This window comes from Enterococcus sp. AZ170, from assembly GCF_050545135.1.
Taxonomy (GTDB): Bacteria; Bacillota; Bacilli; order Lactobacillales; family Enterococcaceae; genus Enterococcus_L; species Enterococcus_L ureilyticus.
Genome location: NZ_CP172947.1, coordinates 2,807,419 through 2,821,660 on the forward strand (window position 1 = coordinate 2,807,419; position 14,242 = coordinate 2,821,660).

At 38.1% G+C, this 14,242-nt stretch carries 15 protein-coding genes; 4 read left to right on the forward strand and 11 right to left on the reverse strand.

Annotated features, from left to right (window positions below):
• Positions 1-82: 82 nt before the first annotated feature.
• The 7 genes from IGJ55_RS13600 to IGJ55_RS13630 form a co-directional block, all read right to left on the reverse strand.
• The gene (locus IGJ55_RS13600; RefSeq protein ID WP_069640210.1) at positions 83-1,006 is read right to left on the reverse strand and encodes a transketolase family protein; all 924 of its coding nucleotides are present in this window, start codon (positions 1,004-1,006) and stop codon (positions 83-85) included.
• Positions 1,003-1,836, reverse strand: coding sequence for a transketolase (locus tag IGJ55_RS13605; protein ID WP_429948794.1), 834 nt, complete (start codon positions 1,834-1,836; stop codon positions 1,003-1,005). Before IGJ55_RS13605 ends, IGJ55_RS13600 begins: the two co-directional genes overlap by 4 nt.
• Positions 1,836-3,203: a PTS ascorbate transporter subunit IIC gene (locus IGJ55_RS13610; protein WP_069640208.1), complete on the reverse strand. Its 1,368-nt coding sequence runs from the start codon at positions 3,201-3,203 to the stop codon at positions 1,836-1,838. Before IGJ55_RS13610 ends, IGJ55_RS13605 begins: the two co-directional genes overlap by 1 nt.
• A gap of 25 nt (positions 3,204-3,228) precedes the next feature.
• Positions 3,229-3,510: a PTS sugar transporter subunit IIB gene (locus tag IGJ55_RS13615; protein WP_207120851.1), complete on the reverse strand. Its 282-nt coding sequence runs from the start codon at positions 3,508-3,510 to the stop codon at positions 3,229-3,231.
• On the reverse strand, positions 3,507-5,558 hold the full coding sequence (locus tag IGJ55_RS13620) for a BglG family transcription antiterminator (RefSeq protein WP_430606646.1): 2,052 nt from the start codon (positions 5,556-5,558) through the stop codon (positions 3,507-3,509). Before IGJ55_RS13620 ends, IGJ55_RS13615 begins: the two co-directional genes overlap by 4 nt.
• A 183-nt stretch (positions 5,559-5,741) precedes the next feature.
• Positions 5,742-6,176: a DUF2188 domain-containing protein gene (locus tag IGJ55_RS13625; RefSeq protein WP_430608168.1), complete on the reverse strand. Its 435-nt coding sequence runs from the start codon at positions 6,174-6,176 to the stop codon at positions 5,742-5,744.
• 31 nt (positions 6,177-6,207) lie between these two features.
• The gene (locus tag IGJ55_RS13630) at positions 6,208-7,095 is read right to left on the reverse strand and encodes an SDR family oxidoreductase (protein ID WP_069640205.1); all 888 of its coding nucleotides are present in this window, start codon (positions 7,093-7,095) and stop codon (positions 6,208-6,210) included.
• 288 nt (positions 7,096-7,383) lie between these two features.
• Between IGJ55_RS13630 and IGJ55_RS13635 the strand changes: the two genes are divergently transcribed.
• From IGJ55_RS13635 to IGJ55_RS13650, 4 genes are all read left to right on the forward strand, one after another.
• A complete protein-coding gene (locus IGJ55_RS13635; protein WP_207120853.1) occupies positions 7,384-7,983 on the forward strand; it encodes a LemA family protein in 600 nt (199 codons plus the stop codon).
• Positions 7,984-7,989: 6 nt separating this feature from the next.
• Positions 7,990-8,814, forward strand: a complete 825-nt coding sequence (locus IGJ55_RS13640) for a TPM domain-containing protein (RefSeq protein ID WP_069640203.1) — start codon at positions 7,990-7,992, stop codon at positions 8,812-8,814.
• 186 nt (positions 8,815-9,000) lie between these two features.
• Positions 9,001-10,269, forward strand: coding sequence for a PTS cellobiose transporter subunit IIC (gene celB / locus IGJ55_RS13645; RefSeq protein WP_069640202.1), 1,269 nt, complete (start codon positions 9,001-9,003; stop codon positions 10,267-10,269).
• Positions 10,270-10,343: 74 nt separating this feature from the next.
• Positions 10,344-11,066: a GntR family transcriptional regulator gene (locus IGJ55_RS13650; RefSeq protein WP_069640201.1), complete on the forward strand. Its 723-nt coding sequence runs from the start codon at positions 10,344-10,346 to the stop codon at positions 11,064-11,066.
• A gap of 47 nt (positions 11,067-11,113) precedes the next feature.
• Here the strand turns inward: IGJ55_RS13650 and IGJ55_RS13655 are convergent, their stop codons facing one another.
• The 4 genes from IGJ55_RS13655 to IGJ55_RS13670 form a co-directional block, all read right to left on the reverse strand.
• Complete coding sequence (locus tag IGJ55_RS13655) at positions 11,114-12,514, reverse strand: glycoside hydrolase family 1 protein (protein WP_430606647.1); 1,401 nt, start codon at positions 12,512-12,514, stop codon at positions 11,114-11,116.
• Positions 12,515-12,648: 134 nt separating this feature from the next.
• Entirely contained in the window at positions 12,649-13,407 is a 759-nt protein-coding gene (locus IGJ55_RS13660; RefSeq protein ID WP_429948784.1) for an ABC transporter permease, read from the reverse strand.
• Positions 13,404-14,054 carry an ABC transporter ATP-binding protein gene (locus tag IGJ55_RS13665; RefSeq protein WP_429950015.1) on the reverse strand — a complete coding sequence of 217 codons (651 nt, stop codon included), beginning with the start codon at positions 14,052-14,054 and terminating at the stop codon, positions 13,404-13,406. The genes IGJ55_RS13660 and IGJ55_RS13665 overlap by 4 nt, the downstream gene beginning before the upstream one ends.
• A complete protein-coding gene (locus IGJ55_RS13670) occupies positions 14,051-14,233 on the reverse strand; it encodes a hypothetical protein (protein WP_069640197.1) in 183 nt (60 codons plus the stop codon). The genes IGJ55_RS13665 and IGJ55_RS13670 overlap by 4 nt, the downstream gene beginning before the upstream one ends.
• Positions 14,234-14,242: the final 9 nt, after the last annotated feature.

Consider the following 14,242-nt stretch of genomic DNA (forward strand, 5'->3'; position numbering starts at 1 on the left):
CCACTAGTAATACTAAAAAGCCATGTAAAATTTGCACGACTTTTTAGTATTACTTCTTAATTTTCTTCATTCCTTCAAAAAACTAATCCAACAAATTCATCATTGCTTTTGAAATATCGATAGCTTTCAATCTATAAATTTCTTTTAAAAACGCTATCTTACCCACTTGACCAAACTGTTCCTTTATCCCGATTCGTTTCATTTTTACCGGATGATTTTCAGCAACGATCTCAGCTACCGCACTCCCTAATCCACCGATCACATTGTGATTCTCTGCCGTTACGATCGGTCCTAGTTTGGCTGCTTCGATCACGATATCTTCATTCATTGGTTTGATTCTAAATAAGTCAATCACTTGAACTGAAATTCCTTGTTTCTCTAAATCGTCGGCTGCTTGAAGGGCTTCTTCTACCATAATGCCACTAGCAAAAATCGTCCCTTGTGTTCCCTCTTTCAACTTGTAGTAACCTTTAGAAAAATCTTCCTTTCCATTATAAAGTGGTTTTGCTTGTTTACGAATCGTTCGAATGTAAAACAATCCTTCAGCCGTATGTGCATATTCTAACATCGCTTTAAACTGATACGGATCTGATACTTCATAAATATGATTGTTTGGAATGACCCGCATCAATGCAAGATCTTCAAATGGCATATGGGTTCCACCATTCATCTCAGCCGTTACACCAGGATCTGTTCCCACGATGACAGCATGATTTTGAGCATAACCGAGTGACAGGAAAACTTGATCAAAGGAACGTCTCGTTGCAAATGGCGCAAACGTATGGATAAATGGAATAAACCCCGTTACAGCCAAACCAGCGGCTGCCCCCATTTCTTCTGCCTCCATGATTCCCACATTAATGTATCGTTTACCTAGTTGCTCTTTCAATTTACTGGTTCCCATTGAACTCGCTAAATCTGCCTCTAAAGCGACAACTCTCTGATCTTTTTCTGCTAATGCTAGAATTGTTTTTGTATAGACTTGCCTCATCTCTAAGTCTTTCATCCCTGATTCACCTCGATTTTTTTAGCCAACTTGGCGATGGCTTCTTTAATTGCTTTTTGACCAGCTTCATCTGGTCGAACATGATGATTGTCTACTAATGTTTCAAAATAAGGAATACCTTGCCCTTTTACTGTCTCTAAAACGATCGCTGTTGGTTTTCCCTTTAGCTGTTTCGCTTGAACGATTGCTGCTTCAATCGCATCAACATCGCTACCATCTACACGCCAACTGCTAAAACCAAAGGCCCGCATTTTTTCGACAAAATCAAACGGATCACAAATATCAGTTGTATAACCGTCTAATTGTTTCTTATTATCATCGATCAATACAATCAAATGATCCAACTTCTGATGTGCCGCAAATTGAAAGGCTTCCCAGCATTGTCCTTCATTTAATTCTCCGTCACCCACAATCGCAAAAGTATAATTCTCTTTGCTCAACAATTGATTGCCTTTCGCAATTCCTGTCGCAGCTGATATTCCTTGCCCAAGAGATCCTGTCGTCATATCGACACCTGGCGTTTTGATTCGATCTGGATGAGAGGGTAAATTAGTGCCATTTTGATTCAGACTAAAAAGGAACGCTTCATCAAAATAGCCTTTTAAAAACAATGTAGCATACAGCGCAGGTCCCGCATGTCCTTTTGATAAGACCAAATAATCACGGTCTGGATCATCTTTTCTTTCTGGTGAAACATTCAAGACCTTTTCATATAAAACAGCCAACGTTTCAACGATAGACAAGCTACCACCAAAATGACCAAAACCTAAATTATCCAGCTCCCGCATTGTATAATAACGAATTTGATCCGCAAACTTTTGTGTATCCATTATGCTACCTCCTTCGTTTCACTTCTCTTTTTCTTGCCGAAAACCGTTAACCCGATCAACAACGCCAAGACCGCCAACACTCCAGCAATGACTGCGATTTGACCGCCCATATCAGCTAATTTTCCAAGGAAGATCCCTGTCACACCATAATCTGTATCAGAAAAAGTAGAGCCTTGGAAACCTAAATCACCCATAACAGGCATTAATAAAATCGGCATAAAACTAATGATCACCCCATGAATAAACGAACCCACAACCGCTCCTCGAACACCACCTGTAGCATTTCCGAAAACGCCAGCCGTCGCACCACAGAAGAAATGTGGTACCACACCTGGAATAATTACAGTCGTACCAGTTGCGATCATAATAAACAAGCTCACGATCCCACCAACAAAACTAGTTAAAAAACCAATCAAAACAGCATTTGGTGCATAAGGAAAAACGATTGGGCAATCCAATGCTGGAATCGAATTTGGCACTAATTTTTCAGAAATCCCTTTAAACGCGGGTACGATTTCAGCTAAAATCAATCGAACCCCTGCCAAGATCACAAACACGCCAGCAGCAAACATCCCTGCTTGCTGCAAGGCATAAATAATGTAATTCGTTCCATTACTAAGATTTTCAGCAATAAACTCATTTCCTGCAAATAAGGCTACGATCGTATACACAATCCCCATCGTCAGCGTGATACTAACCGTTGAATCACGCAAGAATGACAAGCCTTTTGGAAAATTGATATCTTCGGTTGATTTTTCTTTATTTCCTACATATTTTCCGATGAATCCACTAAGCGCATAGCCAAAATTTCCTGTATGGCCCAAAGCCACTGAATCATTTTTAGTGATCTGTTTGGTAAACGGCTGAGCAATCGCAGGGAAAATCGTATTCGCTAACCCTAATGCCAACCCACCAACTAAAACTAACGGTACCGCGCTCAATTTTGTCACACTCATAATGACGGCAATCATACAGGCCATATAAAGAGTGGCATGACCTGTTAAATAGATATATTTAAATTTGGTTATGCGCGCAATCAATATATTGAACGCCATTCCTGCTAACATAATAAGTGCTGTATACGTGCCATACTTGGTCAACGCCAACGCAACGATTGCTTCATTATTTGGCACTACACCTTGCATGTTAAACGCATGCTGGAACATTTCTCCAAAGGGCGCTAATGAGCCCTCGATCACACCTGCTCCAGCTGTTACCACTAAAAACCCAACAAAGGTTTTGATTCCGCCACGAACAACATCTGAAATCGGCTTTTTCTGTAACCCTAAGCCAAGAACAGCGATCAATGCTACTAAAATTGCTGGCGTACTTGCAATATCGATCAATATATTTAAGATACTATTCATATTTTTCTCCTACCTTCTTTAGACTTTAGAGCAATCCTTCTTTAACACAGACAGCTTTCACTTTTTCTCTCAACTCATCCATATCGATGATGCTATCTAACACAACCACATTCCCTAAATGCTGCGCACTATCTGCTAAATCCCCACCAACAAAAAAGACATCTGCCAAATCAGGTGTGGCGCTCCCCATATCATAATGCGCTACCTCAACCCCTGTTACCTCTAATTCATTCAATACACTATTGATATTCATTTCCACCATAAAACTAGATCCTAATCCAGATCCACAAACGGCTGCCATTTTCATAATGATTCTCCTTCCTTTAATAACTGAATAATTGTTGCCTGGTCTTTTGCAGTTAATAATTTTTCCAAATTTTCTTTATTAGATAAAATTTTAGTCAAACTTGCCAACGCTTTTAAATGCATCTCATTATCTACAGCTGCTAAACAGATAAAAATCGTAATATCGTGCTTTGGATCATCTAAGAGCAATACTGGCTCCTCTACTTTTAGAAGGGACATCCCTAATTGTTTAACCCCATCCTCGGGTCTTGCATGAGGTAAGGCGATTCCTTTACCGATATGAATAAAGGCACCGTAATCTTTGACCTTTTGGATCATTGCTTCAATATAGTCTTCTGTGATTTTGCCTTTATTTTTCAAAGGTTGGGCTGCATAAGCGATCGCTTCTTCCCACGTTAATTTTTTATCCGTCAACTGAATCATCTCTGTCGTTAGCAACTCTGATAGCATTGGCTTCTCATCTTCTTTCACTTTTAATTTCTTAATCATTTTTCGATTTAAGATCCGGTACATTTTTTCTTTAGTAACGCCTCTTTTTAATTCGATATACGGTAATAACGTTTCAATAATTTCGTCTATGGATGGAACAACGATTCCCGGAATCAATAGGTCTTCTTGCACAGAACGAATCAAATTATTCTTTTCCAATTGTGACATGATGGGATTGACCAGATAATTTTTCTTGGAGGTGTCTAACGGAACACTGGAAAAAATCACGTCATAATCAGATCCAGAAATACTTTCAAGTTGATCAACGGTTGTGGTTAAACTAAAATCAATCGTTGGGAAAAGTTCCTTCAATTCTGACTGCATGATCAAAGACGAACTGATGCCGCTTGGACACAGTACCAACGCCTTATAGCGGATCACTCGATTTAATTCTCGCTGATTGCCGATTTCACCACCGAATAAAATCGTAAAATAGCCAACTTCTTCATCGGGAATTTTTTTACCGATCAACACTTCCAAAGGATGTAAGGCTGTTTTTGTCAAGGTGAACAATTCCCCATATTGTTCTTTGATTTCCTCGGCCAGCACATTTGCCAGTGCAAAATGGTACTTGATTCTAAAAAAAGCTGGTACCAAATGATAAAAAAGATCAAGTAATAATTTTCGATAAGCTTTAAACTCAACTGCTGCCAATCGCTCCATCTCATGAATGATCTGACTCGCACATTCCAATAAAAATTCCAGTGCTGTATCGCGAATTTCTCCTTGTGTGATTGTCATAAGAATCAGCGCGAAATAGCCTTGTTCATTTTCAATAGTGACCATTTCTGGAAATTGAGCTAAAAATCGCTGACTTGCAGAAAAAGCATTTAGCTCTTTCAATATCGCTTCTGCATGACCATCCAATCGAAATGAATGTCTTTTAGTACGTCTTAAAACATAAGCCATAAAGTAAATCGTTTCTTCGATTCGGCTTGGCACAATGACCAGTTCACTCGCTTTGATGGTTTCAAATAGATAAGAACGAACATCTGCTTCAAAAATTTTGGAATATTTCATCAAACCCTTTTTTAGGCCCCATTTCCCTGGAATCGATGCTACTAATTTAGAGATCATTTGATGTGCCTGAATCCGAATCTGTGCTTCGCGACCGAGTAAATAAAAACCAGTTTTGCGTGAATATTCCAACGTGATTTGTTGCTTAGCTAAACAGAAGCGCAACTTTTTGATATCTGCCAAAATCGTATTTTTACTCACTCGAAAAAATTCTTGATAATGATAAACAGACAGGTCCTCTTCAGCAATAAACGTCAAAAGATAAAGCAATGCTTGTCTTTCGTGTTCTGAATAGAAGATTTCTGTTTCCTGTACCCCAAAATGAAGTTCCAACCACTTATCCGATACTTGTTTAGTAAAATAAATTTTATCTTCTTCCCAACAAATTTGTGCGTAGGAAAATCGCTGCAGCTGCTCATTGAGTTTCCCTAATTGATCGATTACTGCTTCTGTAGACAATCCTGTGATCTCACTGATTTCTTGAATGGTGTAACCCACTCTTTGTACCCTATTGATAAGATAACTCATTCGATAATCAATCATCTTGTTCCTCCTGTACTCACTATATAATGTAAACGCTACAAATCAAAGAAATGTTGGGTCTAATCTGTATTTGACTTTTCAAAATAATTGGACTCAATTAAAAAATAACAAAATAGCTATGAAAGTCAATGAACTACTGACTTCATAACTATTTTGTTATTTTTTAACTATTTCTATGCATGTTCAAATGGTAGGCTTCTCTATTTTTTTGTATGCTACAACTTTTGAATGTTTATTTTCAGCGATTTCTTTTGCTCTTTTTAAAGCATGCTCTTTTGTATCGAACGAGGCAGTTGCTTTCTCCGCATTTTTAGTCTGAACATACCACTGATTTTCCCTGTAATAAACTAAAACATCGTTGTCTAACAAGTCCGCATTCATTTTTTTATCGCTATGTTGATCTGTCTTTTTTGGATTAGCTTCTTTTTTTAGAGCAGCTTTTTCTGTAGCCGTTGCCTCATCTAACCACTTCTTAGCTTGGGAAATAGCAATTGGGATCGCTCTGTCTTCTGGGTAGCCTTCACTGACTAGCGCATTAGCGATTTCAATGGTTTTCTTTTTTAGTAACGGTGCAAAATTTTTGAACGAACTGGGATAATCCTCTAAATCCCATGGCATCATTCTTCATCTCCTTAAATCATAAGATTAGTTAAGCAAAGAAGCTGCCTCCTGTAATTGAATAGACTTGTCCGGTAACATAACTTGCCTCATTAGATGCTAAAAATACATAAACAGCAGCTAATTCAGCTGGTTGACCTGCTCTACCGATCAATTCTTGTTGACCAAATTCAGGTATTTTTTCAGCAGGCTGTCCACCACAAATTTGTAAGGCCGTCCAGATTGGCCCTGGGGCAACTGTGTTCACACGGATTCCTGAGGCAGCTAATTGCGCAGCCAGGCCTTTACTAAATGAAGTGATTGCGCCTTTTGTTGCGGCGTAATCTAATAAGTTTGAACTTGGCTCAGCACTTTGAATCGAAGTCGTTGTGATGATACTACCGCCTTTTGGCAAATAATCTAACGCTTCTTGAACGGCCCAATACATCGAGATGATATTGGTCGTATAGGTATCCATAATTTGTTGTGTTGATAAATCTTTGATTTTTGCTACTGATTGCTGCATGCCAGCATTTAATACTAAAATATCTAAACCACCAAGTTTTTCAGCAGCCTCATGAATGAGTTTTCGCGTAAATGTTTCCTCTTTTAAATCACCTGGTACTAATACGGCTTTACGCCCTTGAGCTTCAATCAGTGTTTTGACTTCCTTAGCATCCGCTTCTTCAAAAGGTAAATAGTTGATTGCCACATCTGCTCCCTCTCTAGCGTATGCAATCGCTGCAGCTCGCCCGATTCCGGAATCGCCACCTGTGATTAGTGCTTTACGTCCAGTCAATTTTCCCGATCCTTGATAAGAGGACTCACCACAATCAGGTATAGGGTTCATCTTTTGTTGTAATGCGGGTGCTTCTTGCGCTTGTTTTTCAAATTTCCCGTCATAGAATCTTGTCAACGGATTTTCAATCTTGTCTGTCATCTTGATTCCTCCTCTAAATTTGTTCTCAACATAAAAGTAACAAGTAGCTTACTCTTTTACACTAATACAAATAATGAACAATGCCAAATCATATGTTTTGCTATAAATATACTTTTTAACAGTGGTTCCTTGGCTTATATGAAAAAAAATATTATAATTAGAAGGTACAAGCGAATCTATTTATAAAAAATAGGTCTTAAGATGGATGTTTGAACATTTCAAAAGTATTACAATATCATTACCATCTAGTTTCATAAACTAGTTAAACTTTATGAGGAGGAAATAACTATGAAAAATGGTAAAACAAAATTTGGATTGATTGCATTGATCGTCATCGTTTTAATCGGCATCTTTGGCATCAGTCAATACAATGGATTAGCAAAGAAAGAACAATCGGTTGAATCCCAATGGAGCCAAGTAGAAAATGTGATGCAGCGTAGAGCTGATTTAGTGCCTAACTTGGTCAATAGTGTAAAAGGTAGTATGCAACAAGAGCAACAAGTTTTTGGAGATATTGCAAAAGCTCGTGAAGCATACGGTTCTGCCAATAATGACTCTGACAAAATCAAAGCTAGTCAAGAACTAGACCAATCAGTAGGTACTTTGATCAATGTCATCAATGAAAATTATCCTGAACTAAAATCAAATGATAATGTTCAAACCTTAATGACTCAATTAGAAGGAACGGAAAATCGTATTTCAGTTGAGCGTAAACGGTACAATGACGTTGTGAAAGAATATAATGAACAAGTTGTTTCATTCCCTAAAAATATTTTTGCTAATATGATGGGCTTAGGTAAGAAAGATTACTTCAAAGCTGACCCAACTGCTAGCTCAGTTCCTTCTGTAAATTTTGATAATTCAACCACTTCAAGTAGCGGGAAGTGATGACGAATGAAAAATTTTAGACGAGGGTTATTACCTAGTGTACTATTCTTCCTTGTCGCCTTTTTCATCAGTTTCCAAACACCAGTATTCGCGGAACAATTACCCGCTTCACCTGATCGTTTCTATTTAGATCAGCCGGGAATTCTTGATGAGACGACAAAAAAGTTAGTTGATAATAAAGGCGAACTTTATAAACAAAAATCAGAAGCGCCTCAAGTTGTTTTAGCTGTGATCAACTCAACGGATGGGGACAGCATCGACAGCTACGCCCCCGATTTGTTGAAAAAATGGAAAATTGGTAATCCTAAGGAAGATAACGGTGTTTTGATTCTCTATGCTGTCAACGGTGGGGATCGAAATGTTCGAATCGAAGTCGGCTATGGCTTAGAGGATGTCATCACAGACAGCATTGCTGGAAATATTTTACAACAAGCCAAAGACGATTTGAAGTCAAGTAATGATGCTTCGATCAATAAAGGGCTGCAATATACATTCAACGCAGTGACTACCTTGATTGACAAACATTATGAATATCCAGCAGATAAAAATGCCTTGTCCGATAGCGAATTGGAAGAAGTGGCATCAGAAGATGATACTGATTTCATGGATATTTTCGCGATTTTCATTATCCTGATTCCAATTTTATTCTTTGCCTTTGGTAAAGGAGGTCGTGGTGGCCGCGGTGGCGGTGGTCCTTGGTATTGGGGCGGCGGTGGTTACGGCGGCAGCGGTTTTGGCGGCGGCTCTTCTAGTGGCGGTGGCGGATTCGGCGGTGGCGGCGGATTCTCTGGCGGTGGCGGTTCTTCTGGAGGCGGCGGCGCAAGTATTTAAAATAAGTATCATTATTTTAATCTCTCAATTCATAAACAGAGTAAAACATTAGTTGTTTTACTCTGTTTTTTTAGGTTTCAAAGCAAAAAAAGATATTCTTAAAAAATAAAAGTATAGACATTTATATAATAAGGTGGTATATTTATTTTTGTAATCGATTACAAAAAAATCAAAGGACTGATTATTATGAATGGTTTTATGGACTCTCTTGGAGAAAAAATTATGCCCCTAGCAAATAAGCTTGGGCAAAACAGATATCTTTCTGTGCTTCGAGATGCTTTTATGCTGTCATTTCCATTAACAATGTTTGGCTCGATCATCGTGGTCATCAATAATTTACCTTTTTTCAGTGATGCCACAAAAGGAACCCTCTCTTCACTCTTTGGCAATGGACAAAACGCAACAATGAGTATTATGGCTGTCTTTGTCACGTTTGGTATTGGCTATTATTTATCTAAATCTTATGATGTTGAAGGAATTTTTGGCGGAGCTGTTTCATTCGCAAGTTTTCTGTTATTGACTCCTTTTATGATGACACTTGAAGACGGGACAGAAGTTTCTGGTGTCTTGTCTTTAGATCGTTTAGGTGCGAAAGGAATGTTTATCGGAATGATCGCCGCTTTTCTTGCTGGCGAAATTTATTGTCGCATCACTAAAAAAGGCTGGCAAATCAAAATGCCTGACGGTGTTCCACCAGCGGTCGCTAAATCTTTTGCTGCATTGATTCCTGCCATTTTGACCTTATCTGTCTTCCTTTTCTTAAATGCTATCGTCACCGGTCTCTTTAATACAAATCTTCATGACGTTATTTATGAAATTATTCAAAAACCATTAGTTGGTTTAGGTAGTAGTTTACCTGCTACGCTCATTGCTTTATTCTTTGTTCAATTTTTGTGGTTCTTCGGGCTGCATGGACAAATTATTGTCAATTCTGTAATGGACCCCATTTGGAATACCTTAATGTTGGAAAATTTAGATGCTTATAAAGCTGGGGACAAATTGCCTCACATCATCACAAAACCATTTATGGAGACATTCACAGTGGGGCTTGGAGGTTCGGGGATGACACTCGCTGTTATTTTGATTATGGCTTTTATCATGAAGAAAAAACAATACCGCGACATAGGTCGTTTAAGCTTAGCTCCAGGAATTTTCAACGTAAATGAACCAGTCATCTTCGGTTTACCGATTGTTTTAAATGCAACCATTTTAATTCCATGGGTCTTAGCGCCTCTTATTGTAACTGTTCTGAATTATCTAGTCATGGCAGCCGGCATCATTCCAGCGCCAACCGGCGTGTCTGTTCCATGGACAGTACCGATCTTCTTCAGTGGGATGTTAGCAACCAATTCGATTTTAGGCGGGATTTTACAGCTTGTTGATCTGGTTCTTGTTGCTCTCATTTGGTATCCATTCCTACGTTTATTGGACAAAGAAAAAGAAAGTGCGATTTAATTGCACTTTCTTTTTTCTTTAATTGTCTATACATTCGCAATCAGGTACAATACAAGGGAGGAGGTCTTACTTTTATGAAACCAAAATACGAAGAAATCGCAGATACTTTGCGTGATCGAATAAAAAATAACATCTACCAAACAGATACACTTTTACCTAACCAAACAGACTTAGTGAAAGAATTCAACGTTAGCCGAATGACTATCAAAAAAGCCATCGGTATTTTAGTGATGGAAGGTCTGCTCTACTCGCAACGCGGTGCTGGAACAAAGGTGCTTAATCGCTCTTTTTGGGATAAAGACACATCTCCAGTCAATGAATATGATGGTCTTAGTAAACAAATGCATGACCGCCATAAAGAATTGAAGAGTCAGGTTATTTTATTTGAAGTAGAATTTCCTTCTCAACAAGTCCAAGATCGTCTAGCCATTTCAGCAGAACAGCCGGTTTATAAAATCATTCGTCTCAGAATTCTCGAAAACGAACCTTTTATTTTAGAACATACTTATATGCCTTGTGATTTGATCCCTGGTTTAACGACAGATATTTTAAAAAAGTCTATTTACACTTATATCAAAGACCAACTATCGCTTGATTTTGCTGGTGCCTATCGAAACATCCAAGCGGATAAGTCTGATCAATATGATCAAACATACTTAAACTGTAAAATAGATGATCCTGTTCTTGAGGTGCAACAAGTCGTATACTCAAAAGACGGACGACCGATTGAATTTTCCTGTAGTAGAAATCGATACGATCAACGTAGCTACTCTGTTTTAAACGTTGACTATAATTAAAAAAGGATAAAGCATAACGAAACCGCCGTTTTGCTTTATCCTTTTAATTATTTGTTATCTAGCGTATTCGTTTGCGCAATTGTTTTAAACCAATGACCTGATTTCTTGATTGTTTTAATTTGCGTGTGGATATTGGTAGAAATCAATCCATAACGATTTTTATAGGCATTTGCCCAAGACCAACAATCGATTGGTGTCCATAAATGATAGCCAAAGCAATTAGAGCCTTCTTCAATTCCTTGGTGAACCCATTCTAAATGTTCTCGAATAAAGTCAATTCGATAATCATCCTCAACTACACCAGCTTCGTTCATAAAGCGTTCTTCATTTGATATACCCATGCCATTTTCAGAAACAAACCAGGCAATATTTTTATAGTTATCACGAATGTTGATCGCAATATCATATAGTGCTTTAGGGTAAATTTCCCAACCACGATCAATGTTCATGCGACGACCAGGCATATTAAACTCATCAAAATAGCGATTTGGCAGCCATGCACCTACACTGTTTGGTGCTACGTCGGGTGCTTTTACACGATTCGGATGATAGAAATTGACCCCTAAAACATCGATCGTATTTTCTTTGATCACCGCTAATTCTTCTGGCGTACTTTCCCAAAGAACCCCATCTTTTCTAAATAGTTCGACTAATTCCTTTGGAAACTCTCCGTGTACTGCTGTATCTAAAAACATTCGATTATTAAATAACTCAGCAATGTTCGCTGCGGCTAAATCTTCTGGTGAATCAGAGGCTGGGTAAGTTGGTGTTAAATTCAAGATGATTCCGATTCTTGCGCCATCATTTTGCAACCCCATTTTTCTAAAAGCTTGAATCGCTTTAGCAGAAGCTAAATTCAAGTTATACGCTACTTGTACCGCTTTTTTTCCATCCACGATTTTTGGATAATGGAATTGATGTAAATATTCTCCTTCAACGACAACGATTGGCTCATTATGGGTAAACCAATCTTTGACACGATCTCCGAATAATTCGAAACATTTTTCCGCAAACTTCACATATAAATCTACCACATGTTTTGATTCCCACCCGCCATACTTATCATATAGAGCTACTGGTAAATCAAAATGATGTAGATTCATTATAGGACGAATACCTGCTGAAATAAACTCATCGATAACGGCATTATAAAAACGGACAGCATCTTCATTGACTGCTCCAGTTTCAAAGTCATCTACCAAACGTGTCCATTGAATCGAAGTCCGCACGCTGTTTAAACCAACTTCTTTCATTAATGCGATATCTTCTTTAAAGCTATTGTAAAAACTAGAAGTCACATCTGGTCCAACTTGGTCATAAAAATCAGTTGGTTCGATTTCATACCAGTAATCAAACACATTCGCATGTTTTTTATTGAATCTACCTTCACTTTGTGGCCCGGATGTCGCTGCACCCCACCAAAAATTATCTGGAAATACCTTTTGCATTTCAGTCCCTACTCTCATTATATAATGGTCATCTATTTTAATTATAAAGCTACAACCATAAAATGTCTATACTTTTCAAAATAAAGTATACAAAAAAAGGCAAAACTGAATTGATTTGCCTTTAAACAATTAAACTAAATTATTAACTGCTTTTGTGTATTGTAATAACTTTTGTAAGCTAAATACGTTGCAATAACCGAACCAATGCTCGTTGCAGACAGCAACATGAACGTAACCATAATTTGATATTTGATGGCATGAACTGGATCAACACCGGCAAAGATCAAGCCTGACATCATCCCAGGCAAGCTGACGATTCCAACCGTCTTAGCAGAATCAATCGTTGGGGCCATACCCGTTCGAATACTCGCACGCACGATGTCGCGTGAAGCTAGTTTGATATCTGCACCTAAAGCTAATTTTTCAAGAACGGCCTGACGTTGATCATGAAATAAACTATCCATATTACGATAGCATAAGCCGATAGCGATCATCGCGTTACTTGCGATCATACCACTGATAGGAATAATTTGAGAGGGTGTAAATTGAATCGCTCCTGAAAGAACTAAAACACCAATTGTTACCCCTGTACTGCAAGCGATCGCCAACAAAGAAATCAAAAAACCGTTTTTCAAATGATTACTCCGCTTACTAGCATTGAGTGCCGCATTGATGATAATGACGCCAGCCATTACAATCGTTAATAGTTTGCTATTGACTTGAAAGACATATTTAAGTAAATAACCGACTAAGATCAATTGAATGATCGCTCGAAAAACGCTAATGATAATATCCTTAGTAAACCCTAATTTTTCTTTATAACTGATCAATAAAGCGACAAACACCAACATCGCTGCAAATAATAAGGAAAGATCGTTCACTGCTAAATTCATTGCCCTTCCTCCAATCTACCTGCTACGATTTTCTTCACAACAGTCGATTGCGTTATTTCTTCTGTATCATGAGTCACACGAATCAACGTAATATTCTGTTCTTGATTCAATCGCAATAACCACTGATTGACAATTCGCTTACTTTTTTCATCTAAGCCTGCCGTTACTTCATCTAGAAGTAAAACTTCGGGTAGAAATATCACATTACGGATCAATGCCACTCGTTGTTTTTCACCACCAGATAATTCAGTGATTTTCTTATCCAAATATGACTTTGGTAATTCAACTTGTTCCAAAAGAGTCAACACATGGCTTTCCTGAAATACTTGTTTGCGAACCTCATAAGGAAATACAAAATTATCCCTTACCGTTTCGCCAAATAAAGTTGGTTGCTGAAAACAGTAGGATACCTGCATACGATAGCTTTCAGGTTGCAGGTTGATGATATCCTGTTCATGAAAAAGCACCTGACCATTTGTCGGTGTTATCAACAATGCTAGTATTTTGAGTAAGCTACTTTTCCCACTGCCCGAAGGTCCAGTAATGGTTGTTCTGCTCCCTTTTTCAAATGATAATGTAATATCCTCTAGTATATTTTGCTTCTCAAGTTGAAAGGATACCTGATCAACTGCAATAATTTTATTCAGTCTTTCTCACTCCATTTCTTTTCGCCTTCCTTATTCTTCCTCTTCTTACTATCAAAAATCCCTGCAGCTCCGATTGCTACACCTATTGCAATTCCTAACGTTAAATTATCAAAAATCAAACCAAATGTGACGCCCAAACAAAGCCCTATTGAGATAGAACTACCATTATCCTTACTCATTCTTTCCCC

Bases quoted from the DNA above. Each gene is read 5' to 3' on its own strand.
- IGJ55_RS13600 (WP_069640210.1), bottom strand. From the start codon at position 1,006: ATGAAAGACTTAGAGATGAGGCAAGTCTATACAAAAACAATTCTAGCA.
- IGJ55_RS13605 (WP_429948794.1), bottom strand. From the start codon at position 1,836: ATGGATACACAAAAGTTTGCGGATCAAATTCGTTATTATACAATGCGG.
- IGJ55_RS13610 (WP_069640208.1), bottom strand. From the start codon at position 3,203: ATGAATAGTATCTTAAATATATTGATCGATATTGCAAGTACGCCAGCA.
- IGJ55_RS13615 (WP_207120851.1), bottom strand. From the start codon at position 3,510: ATGAAAATGGCAGCCGTTTGTGGATCTGGATTAGGATCTAGTTTTATG.
- IGJ55_RS13620 (WP_430606646.1), bottom strand. From the start codon at position 5,558: ATGATTGATTATCGAATGAGTTATCTTATCAATAGGGTACAAAGAGTG.
- IGJ55_RS13625 (WP_430608168.1), bottom strand. From the start codon at position 6,176: ATGCCATGGGATTTAGAGGATTATCCCAGTTCGTTCAAAAATTTTGCA.
- IGJ55_RS13630 (WP_069640205.1), bottom strand. From the start codon at position 7,095: ATGACAGACAAGATTGAAAATCCGTTGACAAGATTCTATGACGGGAAA.
- IGJ55_RS13635 (WP_207120853.1), top strand. From the start codon at position 7,384: ATGAAAAATGGTAAAACAAAATTTGGATTGATTGCATTGATCGTCATC.
- IGJ55_RS13640 (WP_069640203.1), top strand. From the start codon at position 7,990: ATGAAAAATTTTAGACGAGGGTTATTACCTAGTGTACTATTCTTCCTT.
- celB (WP_069640202.1), top strand. From the start codon at position 9,001: ATGAATGGTTTTATGGACTCTCTTGGAGAAAAAATTATGCCCCTAGCA.
- IGJ55_RS13650 (WP_069640201.1), top strand. From the start codon at position 10,344: ATGAAACCAAAATACGAAGAAATCGCAGATACTTTGCGTGATCGAATA.
- IGJ55_RS13655 (WP_430606647.1), bottom strand. From the start codon at position 12,514: ATGCAAAAGGTATTTCCAGATAATTTTTGGTGGGGTGCAGCGACATCC.
- IGJ55_RS13660 (WP_429948784.1), bottom strand. From the start codon at position 13,407: ATGAATTTAGCAGTGAACGATCTTTCCTTATTATTTGCAGCGATGTTG.
- IGJ55_RS13670 (WP_069640197.1), bottom strand. From the start codon at position 14,233: ATGAGTAAGGATAATGGTAGTTCTATCTCAATAGGGCTTTGTTTGGGC.